General features: G+C 49.7%; 21 protein-coding genes. 8 read left to right on the top strand and 13 right to left on the bottom strand.

Features of this window, described 5'->3' with window-relative positions; translation table 11 throughout:
- Nucleotides 1-84 precede the first annotated feature (84 nt).
- Nucleotides 85-363, top strand: coding sequence for a hypothetical protein (locus BM334_RS06690; protein WP_126801842.1), 279 nt, complete (start codon nucleotides 85-87; stop codon nucleotides 361-363).
- Nucleotides 364-374: 11 nt separating this feature from the next.
- On the opposite strand, the gene aroE is transcribed toward BM334_RS06690, so the two are convergent.
- Nucleotides 375-1214 carry a shikimate dehydrogenase gene (gene aroE / locus BM334_RS06685; protein ID WP_092839790.1) on the bottom strand — a complete coding sequence of 280 codons (840 nt, stop codon included), beginning with the start codon at nucleotides 1212-1214 and terminating at the stop codon, nucleotides 375-377.
- On the opposite strand from aroE, the gene BM334_RS06680 reads away from it, so the two are divergent.
- A complete protein-coding gene (locus BM334_RS06680) occupies nucleotides 1213-1629 on the top strand; it encodes a group II truncated hemoglobin (protein WP_092839787.1) in 417 nt (138 codons plus the stop codon). The genes aroE and BM334_RS06680 overlap by 2 nt on opposite strands.
- On the opposite strand, the gene hemF is transcribed toward BM334_RS06680, so the two are convergent.
- Genes hemF through BM334_RS06650 form a run of 6 tightly spaced genes read right to left on the bottom strand, consistent with a single transcriptional unit; the run spans nucleotide 1626 to nucleotide 6198 of the window.
- On the bottom strand, nucleotides 1626-2543 hold the full coding sequence (gene hemF / locus BM334_RS06675; protein WP_092839784.1) for an oxygen-dependent coproporphyrinogen oxidase: 918 nt from the start codon (nucleotides 2541-2543) through the stop codon (nucleotides 1626-1628). The genes BM334_RS06680 and hemF overlap by 4 nt on opposite strands.
- A 2-nt stretch (nucleotides 2544-2545) precedes the next feature.
- Nucleotides 2546-3112, bottom strand: coding sequence for an L-threonylcarbamoyladenylate synthase type 1 TsaC (gene tsaC, locus BM334_RS06670; RefSeq protein WP_092839782.1), 567 nt, complete (start codon nucleotides 3110-3112; stop codon nucleotides 2546-2548).
- A gap of 41 nt (nucleotides 3113-3153) precedes the next feature.
- Entirely contained in the window at nucleotides 3154-3549 is a 396-nt protein-coding gene (locus tag BM334_RS06665; RefSeq protein ID WP_092839779.1) for a DNA topoisomerase family protein, read from the bottom strand.
- Nucleotides 3550-4023 (bottom strand): DUF494 family protein, encoded by a 474-nt coding sequence (locus BM334_RS06660; protein WP_055439464.1) that lies wholly within the window; start codon nucleotides 4021-4023, stop codon nucleotides 3550-3552.
- A 2-nt stretch (nucleotides 4024-4025) separates the two neighbouring features.
- Nucleotides 4026-5081 (bottom strand): DNA-processing protein DprA, encoded by a 1056-nt coding sequence (dprA, locus tag BM334_RS06655; protein WP_092839777.1) that lies wholly within the window; start codon nucleotides 5079-5081, stop codon nucleotides 4026-4028.
- 31 nt (nucleotides 5082-5112) lie between these two features.
- The gene (locus tag BM334_RS06650) at nucleotides 5113-6198 is read right to left on the bottom strand and encodes a LysM peptidoglycan-binding domain-containing protein (protein WP_092839774.1); all 1086 of its coding nucleotides are present in this window, start codon (nucleotides 6196-6198) and stop codon (nucleotides 5113-5115) included.
- Nucleotides 6199-6279: 81 nt separating this feature from the next.
- On the opposite strand from BM334_RS06650, the gene def reads away from it, so the two are divergent.
- The 4 genes from def to trkA are packed head-to-tail and all read left to right on the top strand — an operon-like array spanning nucleotide 6280 to nucleotide 10457.
- Nucleotides 6280-6783, top strand: coding sequence for a peptide deformylase (def, locus tag BM334_RS06645; protein ID WP_092839771.1), 504 nt, complete (start codon nucleotides 6280-6282; stop codon nucleotides 6781-6783).
- A gap of 19 nt (nucleotides 6784-6802) precedes the next feature.
- Nucleotides 6803-7771 (top strand): methionyl-tRNA formyltransferase, encoded by a 969-nt coding sequence (fmt, locus tag BM334_RS06640; RefSeq protein ID WP_092839768.1) that lies wholly within the window; start codon nucleotides 6803-6805, stop codon nucleotides 7769-7771.
- Nucleotides 7768-9084 carry a 16S rRNA (cytosine(967)-C(5))-methyltransferase RsmB gene (gene rsmB, locus BM334_RS06635; protein WP_241970936.1) on the top strand — a complete coding sequence of 439 codons (1317 nt, stop codon included), beginning with the start codon at nucleotides 7768-7770 and terminating at the stop codon, nucleotides 9082-9084. The genes fmt and rsmB overlap by 4 nt, the downstream gene beginning before the upstream one ends.
- A complete protein-coding gene (trkA, locus tag BM334_RS06630; protein ID WP_092839762.1) occupies nucleotides 9081-10457 on the top strand; it encodes a Trk system potassium transporter TrkA in 1377 nt (458 codons plus the stop codon). Before rsmB ends, trkA begins: the two co-directional genes overlap by 4 nt.
- Before the next feature lie 26 nt (nucleotides 10458-10483).
- Here the strand turns inward: trkA and BM334_RS06625 are convergent, their stop codons facing one another.
- Genes BM334_RS06625 through BM334_RS06615 form a run of 3 tightly spaced genes read right to left on the bottom strand, consistent with a single transcriptional unit; the run spans nucleotide 10484 to nucleotide 14551 of the window.
- A complete protein-coding gene (locus BM334_RS06625; protein ID WP_092839759.1) occupies nucleotides 10484-11935 on the bottom strand; it encodes a TrkH family potassium uptake protein in 1452 nt (483 codons plus the stop codon).
- Entirely contained in the window at nucleotides 11935-12555 is a 621-nt protein-coding gene (locus BM334_RS06620) for a YigZ family protein (RefSeq protein WP_092839756.1), read from the bottom strand. Before BM334_RS06620 ends, BM334_RS06625 begins: the two co-directional genes overlap by 1 nt.
- 16 nt (nucleotides 12556-12571) lie before the next feature.
- Complete coding sequence (locus tag BM334_RS06615) at nucleotides 12572-14551, bottom strand: transglycosylase SLT domain-containing protein (protein ID WP_092839753.1); 1980 nt, start codon at nucleotides 14549-14551, stop codon at nucleotides 12572-12574.
- Between the two features lie 126 nt (nucleotides 14552-14677).
- Between BM334_RS06615 and fadB the strand changes: the two genes are divergently transcribed.
- Together fadB and fadA are read left to right on the top strand one after the other, a co-directional pair.
- Nucleotides 14678-16819 carry a fatty acid oxidation complex subunit alpha FadB gene (gene fadB / locus BM334_RS06610; protein WP_092839750.1) on the top strand — a complete coding sequence of 714 codons (2142 nt, stop codon included), beginning with the start codon at nucleotides 14678-14680 and terminating at the stop codon, nucleotides 16817-16819.
- A 29-nt stretch (nucleotides 16820-16848) separates the two neighbouring features.
- Nucleotides 16849-18012, top strand: a complete 1164-nt coding sequence (gene fadA, locus BM334_RS06605; protein ID WP_092839747.1) for an acetyl-CoA C-acyltransferase FadA — start codon at nucleotides 16849-16851, stop codon at nucleotides 18010-18012.
- Nucleotides 18013-18156: 144 nt separating this feature from the next.
- Here fadA and tusA read toward each other — a convergent pair whose 3' ends face one another.
- From tusA to BM334_RS06590, 3 genes are read right to left on the bottom strand one after another with little or no spacing between them, the layout of a single operon-like run.
- Nucleotides 18157-18390, bottom strand: a complete 234-nt coding sequence (gene tusA / locus BM334_RS06600) for a sulfurtransferase TusA (RefSeq protein WP_092839744.1) — start codon at nucleotides 18388-18390, stop codon at nucleotides 18157-18159.
- A 39-nt stretch (nucleotides 18391-18429) separates the two neighbouring features.
- Nucleotides 18430-18909: a GNAT family N-acetyltransferase gene (locus tag BM334_RS06595; protein ID WP_092839741.1), complete on the bottom strand. Its 480-nt coding sequence runs from the start codon at nucleotides 18907-18909 to the stop codon at nucleotides 18430-18432.
- Nucleotides 18910-18920: 11 nt separating this feature from the next.
- Entirely contained in the window at nucleotides 18921-19514 is a 594-nt protein-coding gene (locus BM334_RS06590) for a DNA-3-methyladenine glycosylase I (RefSeq protein WP_055439478.1), read from the bottom strand.
- Nucleotides 19515-19564: the final 50 nt, after the last annotated feature.

Below are 19564 nucleotides of genomic sequence, written 5' to 3'. Positions count from 1 at the left end.
TGCAAAAGCAATGTGAACTAATGTTTACTAGGTAATGTATATACATAGTGAGCAACACTATCCAGCCAACCAAAATGTGGTGTTATGGAAATAGAAACAATGAACCTAACCAAAGAAGAGCTGCGCCAACTCGAAGATTTCGAGCGTCGTCGCATCGCTTTAAACCAAACTGAATGGTGGGAACGGTTATCCATGGACCAGAAATTTGGCGTGTACCAATTACAAAAATTCGGTTTTGATCTTGCCTTTATTCGCAACACAGAAGACGGCCCGTTAGCGGTTGTGCGCCGCGGCAGTGAGTTTGCCACGGTCAACCATGAGGGTGATGTTGATTTAAGCCCGAATATTGTTCTTCGCGACTAGCGCCAGCTAAGCTACTTACACTTTAGTTTCTCTCGCAGACTTGCAATGACCTGTGGCGTGTTTAGCTGCTGTACGTCATGCCAAATCTTAAATGCAACAGCCGCCTGCTCAACTAACATTCCTAATCCATCAAACACATTAGTAACACCTGCGCTTCGCGCTTGCTGCATGAATACCGTCGGTTCCGCACCATACATCATGTCGTAAGCACAGGTTGCCTTAGCGAGTTCAGCCGTTGCTATTGGTAGTGACGCTGTGCCTGACTTATCTGTTAAGGAAATACTGGTTGCATTGATCACTAAAGCACCTGAGGTTATCGCTAATGCATCAAACGCGCATGCCGTGACACGGCTGTCTTGGCTGTCTTGTGCAAGTTCTTCAGCCCGCGCAATGGTGCGATTTACAACCGTGATTGACGCCACCGGCTGCTCCAACAACGCATGCAGCGCTCCACGCGCGGCGCCTCCAGCGCCCAACAGCACGACCGCCCGTTGGTTGAGTTGTTGGTGACAATTCACGCGTAAGTCAGTGATTAAGCCAATACCGTCAGTATTGTCACCAAGCAGTTGGCCAAAGCCCAAAGGAATGAGCGTATTCACCGCCCGCGCCTTTGCCGCCCGTGTAGTAAGATGGGTGACTAGCTCATAAGCAGACTCTTTGAAAGGTACAGTAACGTTTGCGCCGGCACCGCCACAGTAAAAGAAGTCGCTGACTGCGCGACGAAACTGGCCAGCCGATGTTAAACTGGGCAAATAACGTATGCCCAAACCATGCTGTGCGGCAAACGCATCATGAATTTGCGGTGACAAACTATGTGCAACCGGATTCCCAAATACTGTAAAAAACGCCATGTTTAATTTCCTCAAAAGTAGCAAGCGTGCCACCGAGCCGCAAACATTCTACCAACAACTTGGCGGCGAAAGCGCCGTGCGTGCTATCGCTAACGGCTTTTATGATGTCATGGAGCGCGACCCTCGCGCAAAAGAATTGTTGGCGATGCATCCGCAACCGCTTGATACCATTCGCGAGAAGTTTTTTGAATTTCTCAGTGGCTGGTTGGGCGGCCCCGCCTTGTTTGAGGAGAAATACGGCCACCCTCGCCTACGCGCTCGCCATATGCCCTTTACAATTGATGAACGTATGCGCGATCAATGGCTGCTGTGCATGTATCAAGTACTTGATGAGCAGGTTCACGACGACCCGTTAAAGATTCAGTTGCGCGCTCAGTTTACCAACTTAGCGCACCACATGATCAACACCCATTAAAGCTCTTGTAGCCAGTCTCGGGGGCGCAAATAGTCGCTATAAAGTTTAGCTTCTGCGCTACCGGGTTCTGGTTCAAAGCCATATTCCCAACGCGCCAGCGGCGGCATTGACATGAGAATAGACTCGGTTCGGCCGCCGGTTTGTAAGCCAAATAAAGTGCCACGGTCCCAAACCAGGTTAAATTCAACATAACGACCACGACGATACAACTGAAAGTCACGCTCACGTTCGCCGTACGGTGTATCTTTACGGCGCGCAATGATTGGCAAGTAAGCCTCAACATAAGCGTCGCCTACCGCCCGCATAATCGCAAAACTTTCTTCAAAGCCGCGTTGATTTAAGTCATCGAAAAACAGCCCCCCAACACCACGGGTTTCGTCGCGATGCTTCAACCAAAAGTACTCATCGCACCATTGTTTAAACTTGGGGTACAGCTCTTCACCAAATGGCTGCAAAGCGTCATAGGCCACTTGATGCCAATGTTTAATGTCGTCGTCAAACGGGTAAAACGGCGTTAAGTCAAAGCCTCCACCAAACCACCATACTGGTTCAGCGTCTTCTTTTTCGGCAATAAAAAATCGCACATTCGCATGGCTAGTCGGCACGTACGGATTACGCGGGTGCATGACCAGCGACACCCCGCAAGCATTAAAATTCCGCCCGGCTAGCTCGGGCCGATGCGCCGTTGCTGAAGCGGGCATTTGCTCGCCAAACACATGGGAATAGCCCACGCCTCCTTGTTCGAGCACAGCCCCCTCGCGCATCACGCGTGAGCGGCCACCACCGCCACCGGGGCGCTGCCACGAGTCTTCAACAAATTGACCAAGCCCGTCGGCTTGTTCTAATGCCGTGCAAATACGGTCTTGCAGGCTTTTCAAGTACGCGTTAACTTGCGCCAGCATAGAGTCATGCATGATTAATCCCGAATAACTTGTTGTGTGAGTGGGTCAATAATTCGCGAAGGTTTACTCGCGCCACCAGTCGGCGCGTCCATCACCCAAGCAACCTTGTCTCCGAAGGTATCACGAACAGCCGCAGCTTCGCACAAAGCCGGTTGACCACTGATATTGGCGCTAGTTGACACGATGGCGCTACCTAAGGCGCGACAGAGCTGACGAGCCGGTTCGTGTGCGGTTACTCGCACAGCAATTTGATTATGTGCGCCCCGCAACCACTCAGGTTCATGTGGCGCGGCCGGGAGCAACAAGGTGACTGGCCCAGGCCAATGAGAAAACACCGAAAAACGCTTGTCTTGCGGTATTTTGGCATCATCCACAAAGGCAACCAACTGGCTGTAGTCAGCCGCCAATAAAATCAAACCCTTTTCTTGCGGGCGCTGCTTTGCATCTAGCAGTTTTGACACTGCCAACTCGTTACGCGGATCGCAGCCTAGCCCAAAAACGGCTTCGGTTGGGTATGCCAACAATTCACCATTCTGAAAAGCTTGCTTGGCGGCAAACCAGGTGTCGTTTTGTTCGGTCATTCGACAATTCTCTTACTTGGTCATTGCTATGTGAATAGCTCTTATTTTATCGAAGATTTGTAGTCGCAGGAATCATCAGCACAAATCCAACGCTCTCCGGCAGATGTTTTTTTCTTCAGCAGTAATGGAAACTGGCATTTGGGGCACTGTTCTTGAACTGGGGGTAGATTAACGGAGAACTTGCACTTGGGGTACTGGTCGCAGGCATAAAAAGAATTGCCAAAGCGACTTGTTTTTTGCACTAACTTGCCTTGCTGACACGCAGGGCAGGCGGCATCGGTGCCAGGGTCAAAATCAGCGGCGGTCATATAGTCGCAGTCGGGGTAACCACTGCAGCCAACATAAAGCCCAAAGCGGCCCTTTTTGAGTTGCAGATCGCGCTCACACCGGGGGCAAGGCACACCCAGCGACTGCGGCTCTAAGAAGTTATCGGTCATTTAATGCAATAAACCCTCGGGTTCTTCAAACAGCAAGCCTTCCATTTGATCATAGGCGTCTTCGTGCCCTGGTACGTTAAATAGCACCATGAGCACCACCCATTTCAAATCGTCCAGCGTAAACTGCTGAGTGTCTAGCTCCATAACACGGTCAATTACCATTTCTCGTGTGGCGAAGTCTAGCACACCAAGGTTTTCAAGGTACATTAAGAACCCACGACTGGCACAATCCAGACGTGCAACTTCTTCGGCCGTAAAGACCCGTGTACTGCTGTTCGGCGACTTATTCACGTATGGCAACGTTTGGCTATCTTGCAAGTCAGCCAAGCGCTCTAGCCATGCTAAAGCTTTGTGAATTTCCTGACGGTGAAAGCCTGCACGCGTCAGTTCATCGGTAAGCTCGTCATGGTTTACCACAACCTCCATGTCCGAATGAATAAAGTTTTCGAACAAGTACATGAGGATATCAAACATCGTTAGCGCCTCCCCATTTTTATATAACCACCTGTAACCGAGGTTACATGCCCTTCTAACTCAAGTAACACCAACTGTTCAGTGACGGTAGCAACCGGTAGTCCGCTGCGTGCCACAATAGTGTCTATTGAAGTAACCTCTAAACCCACATTAGCCAACAATTTACGGTTTGCCAAGCTTCGCGAGCTATTTATTTGCACCCTTTGGGCGCCATTTGCCTCTGTTAAAGATGGGTGCAGCGGCGGCAAATTCAATTCTTGCAGTATATCGTCTACGGTCGTGGCCAGTGCGGCGCCCTCTTTAAGCAACTTATGGCAGCCACTATGCGCCACGTTCCATATCGAGCCAGGCACTGCCATCACCGTTTTTTGTTGTTCTCGCGCCAAGGCTGCAGTGACTAAGGTTCCGCTTTGATACTTGGCTTCAATAACAACCACCAGTTCGGCTAAGCCGCTAAGAATACGGTTACGACGGGGAAAATGATCTTTCTTTGGTGGCATACCCGGCGCAAACTCGGTAATCACCAAACCACTTTGCATAATTTGCTGCTGCAATTGCCGATTATGTGCTGGGTAATAAATATCCGGCCCAGTGCCCAATACGGCTAATGTTTTCCCCTCTGCCAACGCTGCCCGATGCGCCTCGGCGTCAATGCCTTTGGCCAAGCCGCTACTCACCACAAGCCCTGAACGCGCCAGCCCGCGAGCGAAGTAATTGGCGGTGTGTTGCCCCACCGGCGAGGCATTGCGGCTGCCAATAATCGCGACCATACGGGCCTGCAAACAGCGAAGATCGCCATGCGCGAATAGCACCAACGGTGGGTCACTGATATGTTTTAACGGCTCTGGGTAGCGTTCGTCACGTAAGTGAATAACATGGCAATTGGGTTGCGTAGCCCAGCGCTGTAGCCGTTCAACGTAGGCCGGCGCAATGTTTACTTCCGGCAACGGTGCTCGAATAAAAATTTGCTCAATGGAGCTTAGGCTGCGTAAATATTTGCGATGGGTGCTCGGCGCACTCGCCATAGCGAGTAGCGCCTTCGCGGTTTCAGCTTCCATGCCGATAACCTCTCTTGTGAGTTATGAAAAATTAGAGTTTGAGTGGAATAAAGTAATCACCAATGCTCATCCATTCGCGTGAGCGAACCACAATGGCAAAGCTGGTTTGTTCCTGAACCTCAAGCACAAGCATTTGCGATGTTGCAGACACAGGTAGCTGCAACGTGTTGCGCCACAACCGTGAGATATGGTCTGCCGGCTTGTAGTAGTTCACTAAGGTTATTTCTTCGCCATCAACAAATAGCGTTGAACCTGGGCGTATAGCTTGATACATCTGACCAACTTCAACGCCGTGTTGACGCCCACGATTAAGCACCACCACGTCATATGGCCCCTGTTCTTTGCGATTATTCAATGAGGCAATAATCTGACCGTCAAGCTGGCCACCTGATTCAGGCACAATCACGTCTGGAATATTTAACGGCTGTGAAGTTAACAAGTAGTCTCCGCGACGAATTTCTCGTTGTATTCGACTGAGCTCACCTTCTGCAAGCTCGCCAGCATTGTACGTCACCGTGACATCGCCGACGTAACGAAGCAATTCACCACCGTCAATGGGCTCAACCGGCGTAAAAGCGCTATAGGTGGTCTTTTCCACATCGCCTTTAATAAATACCGGCAACATACCGTTCACCCGCGGGGCACCGCGGTTGTCACCCAAAATTTGTGGTGTATTTTTTAACGCTTCAGCGGTGATTACGCGATGTTCGGTTAACAATGGCGCTAACATATCGCGCGAGAAGGTCGGAATTGGGTTGTCTTTGCTCTTCACTTGCCCTTCAGGCAACAAAGTTTTGTGTGCTTTACGTGTCAGCTGCGGCTTGCCATCTACCCAAACTAGCAATAAACGGTCTCCTGGGTAAATTAAATGTGGATTCGCAACGCCTTCATTAATTCGCCACAGCTCAGGCCAGTACCAAGGGTCATTGAGGTATAATTCTGAGATACCCCACAGCGTGTCGCCTTTTTTCACCACATATTCTTGGGGTGCGCCTTCACGAAGTTGCAGAATATCGCCTTTGGTTTGTTGTGTTTCAGACTGCGCCATAACAACATGCAGAGGTGAAACCAGCAGAAAACCGATTAATGCAATCGCCGGTAGTTGCCATTTAGTCATGTCGTGCTCCGTTGTAAAACCGTGTGTTCATCCTCAAATTACGTTAAAATCACGCAAGATGAAACTAGCGAATGAAAGGTTATGAGTAAATTAACAATTTTAAAATATCCCGACGAACGATTACGCACGGTCGCACAACCAATTAATACGGTTGACGATGCCCTGCGTGCCGACATCGATAATATGTTCGAAACCATGTACGACTCCAATGGCGTTGGCTTGGCGGCCACTCAGGTCGATATTCACAAGCGTCTGTTCATTGCTGACTGCAGCGAAGATCAGAACGAGCCACTAGTGTTTATTAACCCAGAGATTACAGCACAAGAAGGCCATTTCACCAATGAAGAGGGCTGCTTGTCGTTTCCGGGCGTTTACGCAAAAGTAGAACGCGCCGGTAAAGTCACTGTGCAAGCCCTTGATCGCCATGGTGAGTCGTTTAGCTTAACCGCTGAAGGCTTGCTCGCCATCTGTATTCAGCACGAAATTGATCACCTCAATGGTAAACTTTTCGTCGACTACTTGTCGCCGCTTAAACGTGATCGCATTCGTAAAAAACTCGAAAAAGAAGCGCGCCTTCAAGCTTAAAGGATAGCCAACAATTAGCATGAATAAGTTACGCGTTGTTTTTGCCGGCACGCCCGAGTTTGCGGCTAATCACTTGCAAGCCCTGTTGAACAACTCAGCGTTCGACGTTGTTGCCGTGTACACGCAACCCGATCGTCCTGCCGGCCGCGGCAAAAAACTGCAAGCTAGCCCTGTTAAATTATTAGCCGAAAACCACAGTTTGCCAGTGATGCAACCCGTCAACTTTAAAAGTGACGAGGCCAAGGCGCAGCTAGCTGACTTCGCGGTCGACGTGATGGTTGTGGTGGCCTATGGCTTATTACTGCCGCAAGCCGTGTTAGATATTCCTCGTTTAGGCTGCATTAATGTTCACGGGTCTTTATTGCCGCGCTGGCGTGGTGCCGCGCCCATTCAACGCGCGCTTTGGGCTGGTGATAGCGAAACCGGTGTTGCCGTGATGCAAATGGAAGCTGGCCTAGATACAGGGCCCGTACTAAAAGAAGCTCGGTTGGCTATAGAAGCAACAGATACGTCTGCATCGCTTTACACCAAGCTCGCCGCGCTAGGGCCACAAGCTTTAGTCGCAACGCTTTCTGATATAGAAAACTATCAAGCCAAAGCTGTCGTGCAAGACAATACCCTTGCCACCTATGCGAAAAAACTTAGCAAAGAAGAAGCCCAGCTAGACTGGAATCAGTCTGCTGAGGTGCTCGAGCGCTGGGTTCGTGCCTTTAATCCGTGGCCTATTTGCTGGCTAAAAACAGCAGCCGGCGATGTCGTGAAAATATGGCAGGCTGATGTCGTGCCGGGTGGCCAATACCAAGCTGGCACCATTATTCAGGCAGATAAAAGCGGCATTGTGGTACAAACAGCACAACATGCGTTGCGCCTGTTACAGTTACAACCACCAGGCAAAAAGCCCATGGCTGCGGCCGACTTCCTGAATGGCCGCGCCGATTGGCTACGCCCAGGCAGCGTGTTGGCAAGCCCAGCCGCAGAGACAGCATGATGAGTCAACAATCGCTTCGCCCAGGGGCCGCAAGCAGAGCTGTTGCCGCCCAAGCTATCTTTCAAGTGGTTGAACAAGGTCGCTCATTAAGCCAAGCCCTGCCAGCGCTAAGTAGCCAACTAACGGCGCGTGACCGCGGTATGGCGCAGGCACTCGCTTACGGCGTCCTGCGTTACCTGCCACAACTGAATTTCATGGTGGGTTCGCAATTAGCAAAGCCACTAAAAGGCGAATTAAAGCCGTTGCACTCTCTGCTCTTGGTCGGTGCTTATCAGCTGGCCTACATGGGCTCTGCTGAACACGCGGCGGTATCGGCAACGGTGGACGCAGCATTAGTGCTCAAACGCGCCAAACAGAAAGGTTTAGTCAACGGCGTGCTGCGTACTATTCAACGCCAATTGCCACAACTACTGAAACAGTTAGAGCAGAAACCAGCCCTGGCCCATGGCCATCCGCGCTGGCTGGCAGAGCGCATTGAAAAAGCATACCCGAACCAAGCGGCACGTATTTTTACTGCCAATAATGAGCAGGCGCCTATGTGGCTGCGAATTAACGCCCAAAAGACCAGTCGTTCTGACTATATACAGCTGCTTAAAGCTGCTGATATTGCAGTCATTGAAGACGCGCCACTGGCCACAGCGATTTGTCTTGCTGAGCCCGTAGATGTCTACACCTTGCCGTATTTCAGCGATGGTTGGGTGTCGGTACAAGATATTGCCGCACAACACGCGGCGTGGTTAGTTGACGCACAAGAAAAAGAGAACATTCTTGACTGCTGCGCCGCACCTGGCGGCAAAACGGCCCACATTCTAGAACAGCAACCCAGCGCCAATGTTTTAGCGATAGATGCGGATGCCAAACGCCTAGAGCGTGTGCACGAAAACTTGGCGCGTTTGCGGCTAAACGCCCAGGTGAAAACCGCCGATGCGACAACACCAAATGACTGGTGGGATGAAATATTATTTGACCGTATTTTATTGGATGCCCCGTGCTCGGCAACGGGCGTCATTCGGCGCCATCCCGACATAAAATGGTTGCGCCGTAACGACGATATTCGTGAACTTGCAGAATTGCAGGCACGAATTCTTGACGCCTTATGGCCAACACTAAAGCCCGGCGGCACTCTAGTTTACGCGACTTGTTCTATACTGCCTGAAGAAAATAGCCAGCAGATTGAAGCGTTTAAGCAACGCCATGGCGACGCTATAGCGGTTGCAACAGGCCCTCAAGGCAGCGTAGAGTGGCAATGGTTACCCGGAAATGAACATAACGGGGATGGTTTTTATTTCGCAAAACTGGAAAAGCGCACATGAAAATTGTGATTCTAGGTGGTGGACAAGTTGGCGGCACTTTAGCTGAAAACCTGGTCGGTGAAGATAATGATATTACCGTAGTAGACACCAGCAAAGCCCGTCTAGAGGCGCTATCTGAATTACACGATATTCGCACCATTGAAGGGGTAGCTTCACACCCACGGGTGCTGCGCCAAGCCGGATGTGAAGACGCCGACATGTTGATTGCAGTAACACCAAGCGACGAAACCAACATGCTCGCTTGTCAAATTGCGTATACACTGTACCGCACACCGAAACGTATTGCTCGCATTCGCTCACAAGAATATAGCGACTACAAAGAAAAGCTTTTTCATAAAGACGACATTCCTGTTGACCATTTAATCTCACCAGAACAACAAGTAACGCAATACATAAAACGACTTGTTGATTACCCTGGCGCACTGCAAGTGATGGAATTTGCTGGCGGCAGAGCTAGCCTTGTTGCGGTACGCGCATACTACGGTGGCAAACTTGTTGGCCATGCTATTTCAACCTTGAAAAGCCACATGCCTAACGTGGAAACTCGCGTGGCCGCCATATTTCGCCAAGGCCAAGCCATAAAACCCATGGGCACCACCATCATTGAAGCTGGTGATGAAATATTTTTTATTGCCGACACACGCTATGTGCGCATAGTCATGGAAGAAATGCAGAAGCTGGAAAACCAATATCGCCGTATTATGATTGCTGGTGGTGGCAATATTGGTGCCGGGCTTGCAGCGTTACTGGAAGAAAATCATCGCGTTAAGCTTATTGAACGCGATCGTGATCGTGCCGAAATGCTCAATGAGCAACTGCAAAACACCACTATTTTGCAGGGCGATGCTTCCGACGAACGCTTGCTCACCGAAGAGCATATCGAGGATATGGACGTATTCATCGCGGTAACCAACGACGATGAAGCTAATATAATGTCATCGATGCTGGCTAAACGTCTTGGCGCCAAGAAAACCATGGTACTTATACAACGTCAAGCCTATGTAGATTTAGTGCAAGATAACGTCATTGATATTGCGGTGTCGCCTCAGCGCGCCACCGTTTCGGCTTTGCTGTCGTTGATTCGAAAAGGCGATATAGTAAACGCTTACTCACTTCGCAAGGGCGCTGCAGAGGCTATTGAAGCCATTGCCCACGGTGATGAAAAAACGTCTAAAGTGATTGGTAAAACCATTGACGAAATTAAATTACCGCCGGGCACTACTATCGGTGCGATTGTGCGCGGAAACGAAGTATTGATTGCCCACGATGACACCGTTTTACAAGCCGATGACCACGTGATTTTATTCTTAGTAGACAAGAAATATATTCGTGAGGTGGAACGTTTATTCCAACCAAGCGCCCTGTTCTTCTAGGCGCTTGGTGGCGTTGAAGCTCTCTTCTAACTGCGCCAGAAGGTCGGCGTAAGCAGCACTAAAATAGTGAACACTTCCAGTCGGCCAAACAGCATGGCGACAACTAATAGCCATTTTGCAGCATCTGGAATACCGGCATAATTGGCTGCCACCTCCCCCAGCCCTGGCCCTAAGTTGTTTAAACATGCAGCAGTTGCCGAAAACGCCGTAATGTCGTCAAGACCAGTTGCTAACAGGCCCAGCATAATGACCACAAACACCAAGGCGTAAGCAGCGAAAAACCCCCACACAGCTTCAACAACTCGCGGCGGCACTATTCGCTTTCCTAACTTCACCGAGTACATACCTTGGGGGTGAACCAAACGGTTTAACTCGCGCACTCCTTGACGAAATAGGAGTAGCACCCGCACCACTTTCAAACCGCCGGCGGTCGAGCTCGCACAACCTCCAATGAAGCTGGCGAAAATAAGTAGTATTGGCAAGAACAATGGCCAAGACGAGAAGTCTGTCGTGGCGAATCCAGCCGTGGTGCTAATGGATACAGCTTGGAACATGGCTTGATTGAAGGCTAACTCAGTATTATCAAAAACCTTATGAACCAGTACCGTCATGAATACAATAATGATGAGTACCGCTTGAATAAACACAAAGCCTCTTACTTCTGGGTCTTTAAAGTAGCCCCATAAAGAACGCCCTGTAATGGCTGCATAATGCACCGCGAAATTCATCGAGGATAAGATCAAAAACACCACGCAAATAGTATTAATAGTGCTGCTATCAAAATACCCCATGCTAGCGTCGTAGGTACTAAAACCACCCACCGCAATCGTTGAAAACGCATGCCCAATAGCATCAAACCAACCCATGCCAGCCAGCTTATAGGCCACCGCGCATACTAGGGTCAACGCCACGTAGATATACCAAAGGTGTTTCGCTGTATCGGCGATGCGCGGGGTCATTTTGGCGTCTTTCAATGGCCCCGGAATTTCTGCACGATATAATTGCATACCGCCAATGCCCAGCATAGGTAGAATAGCCACAGCCAACACGATAATACCCATACCACCTAGCCATTGCAGCTGTTGGCGGTAGAACAAAATACTATGTGGCAAATGCTCAATACCGGTAAGTATTGTGGCACCGGTTGTCGTTAAACCGGAAAAAGACTCAAACGCTGCGTCGGTTATCGATAGCGGCACCTCGGCGGTAAACCACAGCGGCAAAATACCCACCGAACCCAATACCGTCCAAAACAATACGGTGAGCAAAAAGCCATCGCGAACTTTTAAGTCAGAGCGCTCGTTACGATTGGGGTACCACACGATAAACCCGACAACAATACTGACAATAAACGACAGCAAAAATGCGACGCCACCGCCGTCTTCGTAGATTAACGCGACAATACCAGGCGGTATTAATGTGGCGCTAAACAAACAAATTAATAGCCCGAGTATGCGAAGGATGCCGCGAAAGCGCACTAGTTTTCCCCGTTTATGATGGTTAGAGCTACGCGCCCTTGCGTAGCATTTTTTAAGTCATTTTGCAGACTAAGTGCAGACTCTGCAACTACGGCCAAGCGCATTGAGACTTGCTCAGTAAAATCTTGTTCAAGTATTTTACTATCATAGCGCTTAATAAAATGTTCAATGGTGTTCTGGTCAGCGTAATCGTAGTTGATATGCGCCAGTTTGCGTAATATTTTTTCTTGTGTTGGCAAGAGCTTAAGCACTTCAGCTACAGCTTGGCTATAAGCACGTTGTAAACCACCAGTGCCAAGCTTTACCCCACCAAAATAGCGTGTTACCACAACCGACACTTCACCCAATCCACTGCTTTGCAAAACATGAAACATTGGCTTGCCTGCGGTGCCCGAGGGTTCACCATCGTCGCTCATGGCATAGGCCTGACTATTATTCGGTGCGGCCACAATTGCAGCCGTGCAGTAATGACTAGCGCCGGGCCATTCATGCTGACACTGAAGCACATGCTGTTGATGCGCCTGCATACTGTCTGCGGCCTGTGCCGATGCTATAAATCGGCTGTTCTTTATAATTATTTCATTGACGGTGTGCTTGACGGGCACAAAATAACCGGCCATTTTACTCTCGCTACAGCTAGGGGGGCGATGAAATAACACCAATTGTCATTGGTTCGAGCTGTTTAAACACATCGGGCGAACTGTCGTTGTCTCGCAAGGTACGATAAATTTGCTGATAAGCCAAAACATTCTTAACGTAGTTGCGAGTTTCATGGTAGGGAATCATCTCTATCCAGCGGTCTGCTTCAACCGGCTGCGCCGGTAACCAGTCGTAAACCCGATAAATACCTGCATTATACGCGGCGGTCGCTAATAGCCAGTTATTACCCAAACGACGCTGCAAGTCCGACAGGTAGCGCGTGCCTAAGCTGATGTTATAACTCGGGTTAAAAAGCTCTAGGCGAGTAACGTCTTTGCGAGCAATTAGCTTTGCTGTGCTCGGTAATAACTGCATTAACCCATAAGCACCGGCATGCGAGCGCGCATCATTGCGAAAAGCACTTTCCCGGCGCGATACCGCCAAAGCCCAATTCACGTCTATGTTTGCGGCATTAGCAAAACGCAAATGTTCGTCTAAAAACGCAGCGGGAAACCGTTGACTAATTGCATCAAATGCACCAATGCGGCCGAGTGTGTAAATAGCTTGGTCATGCCATTCCCATTCGCTAGCAATAATCGCTAACGCGCGTTGCTGATGCTCGGTGGTATGGTCAAGCAGTGCATTCCACTCACGCCGTGCTTCTAATTGACGATCAAGTTGGCGTAGCTCTTTGGCACGCTGCACCCCCGGCAATTGCCGTACTGCGCTGATATCTTCCGGCATCATTTCAAGCGCTTCGCGCGCTAAACTTAGCGGTTGATTCAACTTGGCGGCGGCCAAAAAGCCATAATAGCTACGCTGCTGCGCAACTCGCGCCCACACTTGTTGTGCCACATGAGTGTGGCCAAGCTCATTCAAAGCCCGTGCAAACCAATACTGCCATTGGTCCGTTTCGCGCTGACTATCTGGTAAGCGCGGTACCAAACCAACTATTTGTGACCAAGCCCCTCGGCGCAGCCACTCGGCCAATTGCCAATGTAAAGTTGAGTCGGTATGTTCTGTGGGCTCAATTCGGGCCAACCAACGGCTTGCATGATCGTGCCCTTTTAGACTAAGTGCCGTGGCAAAGGTCTGCCGTATTTCGCGATATTGGTCCGCTGTAAACGTAATGTGCGTTGGCAGAGATTCAATAAACGCCAGCGCCATATCAGGTTCCTGCCAAATAAGCCGCCGCAAACCGTACGCAACTATTTCGGTCTCTTGCTGCGGGTATTGCCCTGATAACTTGCTTTTGTTGGTGACAGCCTTTGGATTTCGCCGCACGGCGCGAAAGTGTTCAGCTAACGGTTGCATATCTTGCGGCAGCATTTTTTGTAGGTAAGGAATGAGTGTGTGTTTACCGCCATCCGCAGCCAGTGCAATACGTTGCCACACCATGGCGTCGGTTCGCCGCCCTGCATTTGTCCACGCTTCTAGAACTGCGTCACACGCATCCGGCAACGACTCGCCCGTTAACCAAATCGCATCAACTTGTTGCAGAACTGGCGTGGTATCTCCCGTACCGGTTGCCAATTGAGAATACAAGTAGAAACATTGATGTGCTGTCGTTGCCGGCAGCTGGTAGTCATGCATAAACGCTTCATAATGATGCTCTTCCATAAGCTTATCTAACCACGCCTGGCGCGTTTGCCAACCTAGCGGCGATTGTTGGTGCTCGCGAATAAAAGCGCGCACCTGTGGCGCATCACTTAACTTCGCGTAACGTTGCCAGTATTGGGCGTCTAAATAAGCAGCCAATATATAGCCATCAACAGTTGGCCGCATTAGCTTATATTCTTTAAGCTCACGCCTTTGCAGCAGCTGCTCAGTAGCTATAAAGCGCTCACGAAGCTGCTGTTGTGGGTCTAGTTGCTGTGTTGCGAGCGCAGTTACGGGCGCATTTGCGGCCGCATTAACCCCTACCAACCCCAACCAGGTAATTAAGCCAATTTGCAAACTTTGAACTAACTTCAGCATAATTCAAACGCACGTTTAAAAAATTATTGAAAATTTGGCCCATTCAGGCCACACTCTAGGGCGACTATAAGAACCACTTTAACCGAAAGCAATCTGATTATCAGTAACCGCTCAAGGAGACCGAACATGATTTATCAGGGTGATAGCATTCGGGTTGAATTTGTTGAAGACGGCATTGCCGAACTTCAATTTGCAGCCGCAGGCTCAGTCAACAAATTTGACCAGAAAACCTTGGAAGAATTCAGCCAAGCATTAACTAAGCTTGCCAACACAGCCGATTTACGCGGTGTTATTGTCACCAGTTCTAAACCTACATTCATTGTAGGCGCAGATATCACAGAATTCCTGACTTTATTTGCTAATGTTGAGCAAACAAAGACTTGGGTGGCCAAAGCTTCGCGTGTTTTTGACCAGTTAGAAGACCTACCGGTACCCACGGTAGCTGCTGTGGCCGGCTTTGCCCTCGGCGGCGGCTGTGAAGCCACTTTAGCCTGTGACTACCGAGTGGTTGATACCACAGCTGTTATTGGCTTGCCGGAAGTAAAACTTGGTTTAATTCCTGGCTTCGGCGGCACCATGCGCTTGCCGCGTATTATTGGCCCAGACAACGCATTGGAGCTCATCACCACAGGCAAAAATAACAAGCCAGATGACGCCCTGAAAATTGGCTTAGTTGACTCCGTGGTTGCTCCAGAAAAACTGCGTGACGCAGCCTTATCAATCGTCAAAGCGGCAGCTAATGGTGAGCTAGACTGGAAAGCCAAGCGCCAACCAAAACTTGAGCCACTAAAAGCCAATGAAACCGAATCAACCATGACCTTTGTCACCGCCAAAGCGATGGCAGCTGCACAAGCAGGTAAACACTACCCTGCACCACATGCCGCCATTAAAGCGGTAGAAGACGGTGCGCGCTTTGGCCGCGAAGAAGCATTGAATGCGGAAAACGCAGCCTTCGTTGGTTTAACTCAAACCGACGCCTGCCGTGCCCAAGTTGGTATTTTCATGGCTGATCAGCTAGTGAAAGGCAAAGCGAAAAAAGCTGGCAAACTAGCGACCAAAGAAATCAAACGTGCCGCAGTACTAGGCGCCGGCATTATGGGCGGCGGCATTGCTTACCAGTCTGCCTACAAAGGCGTGCCGGTGGTCATGAAAGACATTCGTCAAGATGCCCTTGATTTAGGCATGAAAGAAGCCAGAAAAATTCTTGGTAAGTTGCTTGAACGCGGCCGCATGGACCATAAAAAAATGGCCCAAGTATTATCGTCAATTACACCGACGTTGCTTGATGACGGCGTAAAAGGCGTTGATATTGTGGTTGAAGCTGTGGTTGAAAACCCAGATGTAAAAGGCAAAGTATTGGCACAAATGGAAGACGTTGTTGATGCCGATACTATTATCGTGTCAAACACCTCAACCATTTCAATTGACCGCTTGGCGAAGAACTTAAAAGACCCATCGCGCTTCTGTGGCATGCACTTCTTTAATCCAGTGCACAAAATGCCATTGGTTGAAGTTATTCGTGGCGAAAAAACCTCAGAAGAAACCGTTGCAGCGGTTGTCGCCTATGCCACACGCATGGGTAAAACAGCGATTGTGGTAAATGACTGTCCAGGGTTCTTAGTCAACCGTGTGTTGTTCCCATACCTTGCCGGTTTTGCTGGCATGGTCGACGAAGGTGTCGACTTTGCTGGTATTGATAAAGTTATGGAGCGTCAGTTCGGGTGGCCGATGGGCCCTGCCTATTTGAGCGACGTGGTTGGTATTGATACCGCAGATCACTGCACTGTGGTAATGGCTGATGGCTTCCCAAGCCGTATGCCGCGCGATACCAGCAGTGCAATTGCCAAATTAGCGGCGGCTGAGCGTTTCGGCCAGAAAAATGGCAAGGGCTTTTACAACTATGGCGTTGACAAAAAAGGTCGCCCAGCGAAAGAAAAAGCCCCTGAAGTTTATGACATGCTTGGCATTTCAGATAAGCAACTTGAGGCCGACGAAATTATTGCGCGCTGCATGGTGCCAATGGTGAACGAGTGTGTTCGTTGCCTTGAAGAAGGTATTGTGGCGAGTGCGGCCGAGTGCGATATGGCGCTGCTTTACGGCCTAGGCTTCCCGCCATTCCGTGGCGGTCCATTCCGTTATTTAGAAACGGTTGGTTTAGAGAACTTTATTGCACTTGCAGACAAATATGCGCACCTCGGTGAAATGTACCAAGTTACCGATGGTCTGCGTGAGATGGCTAAGTCAGGCAAATCGTACCTGGCCGGTTAATCAATAGCGCAGCGCTAACGGAGGAATTTATGAAAGACGTAGTGATTGTCGATTGTATTCGTACCCCTATGGGGCGTTCTAAAAATGGCGTGTTCCGCAACGTGCGCGCCGAAGATCTCTCGGCACACCTCATGAAAGGCTTGCTTGAGCGTAACCCGCAAGTTGATGTCAACGAACTGGAAGACATCTACTGGGGCTGTGTTCAGCAAACCTTAGAGCAAGGCTTTAACATTGCGCGCAACGCCGCGTTAATTGCTGGTATTCCGCATCAGGTATCGGCGGTTACCGTAAACCGCTTGTGTGGTTCGTCAATGCAAGCCATTCACGATGCTGCTCGCGCAATTATGCACGGCGACGGTGATATCATGATTGCCGGCGGTGTTGAGCACATGGGCCACGTACCTATGACTCACGGTATCGACTTCCATCCAGGCATGAACAAGTCTGTGGCGCGAGCGGCTGGTAGCATGGGTATGACGGCAGAGTTATTAGCACGTAAATTTGGTATTGACCGCGCCGCGCAAGACGCTTTCGGAGCACGCTCGCATCAGCGCGCACATGCCGCCACACTTGAAGGCCGCTTTGCCAAAGAAATCTTGCCTATAGAAGGCCACGATGCCGACGGCATTTTGCACATGGTTAAGCACGACGAAGTGATTCGTCCAGAAACCACGGTTGAGGGCCTTGGTGCCTTACGCCCAGTGTTTGACCCGGCTAACGGTACTGTAACAGCTGGTACCTCATCAGCATTGTCTGACGGCGCAGCAGCCTGTTTGGTCATGTCTGCAGACAAAGCCAAAGAGCTCGGCTTAACTCCACGTGTGCGTATTCGTGCGATGGCCGTTGCGGGTTGTGATCCATCAATTATGGGTTATGGCCCAGTACCAGCAACCCAAAAAGCTTTGAAACGCGCTGGCTTGAGCGTTAACGACATCGATTTGTGGGAGCTAAACGAAGCGTTCGCTGCCCAGTCATTGCCGGTACTTAAAGGTTTAGGTCTGTTGGACGTCATGGACGAAAAAGTTAACTTGAACGGCGGTGCTATTGCCTTAGGCCATCCATTAGGTTGCTCAGGCGCGCGTATTTCAACCACGTTGATTAACTTAATGGAAAACAAAGACGCGACGCTTGGTGTGGCAACAATGTGTATTGGTTTAGGCCAAGGTATCGCCACCGTCTTCGAACGCGTTTAATAAAGCGAAAAGCGTTGTTCGTGCGCTCGCTGAAGCGAGCTGTTGGTCCGTGCTTCGCACTGTTCGTGATTCGAATAGTAAGCGGAGCTTACGGACGAACAGTGAACGAAGTGAACGGACGAATAACGAATAACGCTTTTGCTCTTAAGAGCCTTTGCGAATGACGTAGCGATACGGCAAATCCGTGACCTGTGCGCTGACTAGCTCATGATCCATAAACCGACAAAAACTCGGAATATCGCGTGTTGTTGCTGGGTCGTCTGCAATCACCGTCAACTCATCACCCACCGCTAATTTTCGCATTGCCACACGCAGCATCATGACTGGTTCTGGGCAACGCAGTCCGAGTGTATCTAACTCGTTGGTGGTTTCACTCATTCACTCACCTCGAATAACCGTTAACGATTAACGGTCGTGCTACAGATATTTCTGCCAAAATTCGGCTTTGCCCATTTCGGCATCAAGCTGATATGGCTTAAAGCCAAACTTCTCATAGGCGATTTTGGCCGGCTCATTGCCTTGTAACACTTCCAGCGTTAACTTGCAGCAGCCGCGAAATTGCGCCAAGGTGCTTACTTCTTCAAGTAGGCGTTTCGCAATACCCTGCCCGCGAAAGTCTTTGATCACCGCAATATCGTGAATATTCATCACAGGTTTCGCGGCGAACGTTGAAAAACCTTCGACACAGTTGGCAAGCCCAACGGGTTGTTCGTCATTAAATGCGAGCAGCGAAAAAACATAGTCTCGCTTTGCCATTTCGTCAATCAGCGTGGCTTTCGTTGCTTCAGGTAATGCTTCACCACCGCCCATTGGGTCTTGCGCGTAGTCATCGAGCATATCGATCACTGCTTGACGATGTTTCGGGTTGCTATAATCGGCAAGTACTATTTCTAACATATCAAACTCATCTATAAGGAAAATTGACGCATTTCAGTGCAAACGCTTTGGTAACAATGGCAGTCAACAACATGATCATTGACCATACCGACAGCCTGCATAAATGCATAGCAAATTGTCGTGCCGACAAAATTAAAACCGGCTTTTTTCAAGGCTTTCGCCATGTTATCAGAAACGCTGTCTGATGTGGGTATGTCGCCGCCCTTGCGGGCGAAGATTCGCGGCTTTCCATCGCTAAATTGCCAAAGAAACTGGTTAAAGTCGATACCTTGCTCACGCAAGCGCAAGTAGGCGCGCGCGTTTTTAAATATCGATTCAATTTTCAGTCGATTACGAATAATTCCAGCGTTGTGCATTAATTCGGCTTGGTACGATGGTGGTAGTTGTACAATTTTTTCAGGGTCAAAATTGCAAAAAGCAGCTTCATAATTAGCCTGCTTACGCAGTATAGTTATCCAGCTAAGGCCAGCTTGCTGCCCGTCTAGGCACAACTTGGCAAATAGCTCTTGGCTATCGGCAACGGGGCGTCCCCACACATTGTCGTGGTACGCAACATAGTCTTCTGCGGTGCCGCACCAGGTACAGCGTTGAATTGTTTCGCTCATTTAACAAGGTATCCTGTATCCGCGCGCCAACACAGGGTATAATTTACGCC

It is taken from the genome of Pseudidiomarina donghaiensis, assembly GCF_900116895.1.
GTDB lineage: Bacteria > Pseudomonadota > Gammaproteobacteria > Enterobacterales > Alteromonadaceae > Pseudidiomarina > Pseudidiomarina donghaiensis.
Note: the sequence above shows the minus strand (reverse complement) of the source record. Positions and strands in the feature narration are given on the sequence as shown.

Excerpts from the sequence above, each read along its gene's own strand:
- BM334_RS06690 (WP_126801842.1), top strand. The coding sequence starts at position 85 with ATGGAAATAGAAACAATGAACCTAACCAAAGAAGAGCTGCGCCAACTC.
- BM334_RS06680 (WP_092839787.1), top strand. The coding sequence starts at position 1,213 with ATGTTTAATTTCCTCAAAAGTAGCAAGCGTGCCACCGAGCCGCAAACA.
- aroE (WP_092839790.1), bottom strand. The coding sequence starts at position 1,214 with ATGGCGTTTTTTACAGTATTTGGGAATCCGGTTGCACATAGTTTGTCA.
- hemF (WP_092839784.1), bottom strand. The coding sequence starts at position 2,543 with ATGCATGACTCTATGCTGGCGCAAGTTAACGCGTACTTGAAAAGCCTG.
- tsaC (WP_092839782.1), bottom strand. The coding sequence starts at position 3,112 with ATGACCGAACAAAACGACACCTGGTTTGCCGCCAAGCAAGCTTTTCAG.
- BM334_RS06665 (WP_092839779.1), bottom strand. The coding sequence starts at position 3,549 with ATGACCGATAACTTCTTAGAGCCGCAGTCGCTGGGTGTGCCTTGCCCC.
- BM334_RS06660 (WP_055439464.1), bottom strand. The coding sequence starts at position 4,023 with ATGTTTGATATCCTCATGTACTTGTTCGAAAACTTTATTCATTCGGAC.
- dprA (WP_092839777.1), bottom strand. The coding sequence starts at position 5,081 with ATGGAAGCTGAAACCGCGAAGGCGCTACTCGCTATGGCGAGTGCGCCG.
- BM334_RS06650 (WP_092839774.1), bottom strand. The coding sequence starts at position 6,198 with ATGACTAAATGGCAACTACCGGCGATTGCATTAATCGGTTTTCTGCTG.
- def (WP_092839771.1), top strand. The coding sequence starts at position 6,280 with ATGAGTAAATTAACAATTTTAAAATATCCCGACGAACGATTACGCACG.
- fmt (WP_092839768.1), top strand. The coding sequence starts at position 6,803 with ATGAATAAGTTACGCGTTGTTTTTGCCGGCACGCCCGAGTTTGCGGCT.
- rsmB (WP_241970936.1), top strand. The coding sequence starts at position 7,768 with ATGATGAGTCAACAATCGCTTCGCCCAGGGGCCGCAAGCAGAGCTGTT.
- trkA (WP_092839762.1), top strand. The coding sequence starts at position 9,081 with ATGAAAATTGTGATTCTAGGTGGTGGACAAGTTGGCGGCACTTTAGCT.
- BM334_RS06620 (WP_092839756.1), bottom strand. The coding sequence starts at position 12,555 with ATGGCCGGTTATTTTGTGCCCGTCAAGCACACCGTCAATGAAATAATT.
- BM334_RS06615 (WP_092839753.1), bottom strand. The coding sequence starts at position 14,551 with ATGCTGAAGTTAGTTCAAAGTTTGCAAATTGGCTTAATTACCTGGTTG.
- fadB (WP_092839750.1), top strand. The coding sequence starts at position 14,678 with ATGATTTATCAGGGTGATAGCATTCGGGTTGAATTTGTTGAAGACGGC.
- fadA (WP_092839747.1), top strand. The coding sequence starts at position 16,849 with ATGAAAGACGTAGTGATTGTCGATTGTATTCGTACCCCTATGGGGCGT.
- tusA (WP_092839744.1), bottom strand. The coding sequence starts at position 18,390 with ATGAGTGAAACCACCAACGAGTTAGATACACTCGGACTGCGTTGCCCA.
- BM334_RS06595 (WP_092839741.1), bottom strand. The coding sequence starts at position 18,909 with ATGTTAGAAATAGTACTTGCCGATTATAGCAACCCGAAACATCGTCAA.
- BM334_RS06590 (WP_055439478.1), bottom strand. The coding sequence starts at position 19,514 with ATGAGCGAAACAATTCAACGCTGTACCTGGTGCGGCACCGCAGAAGAC.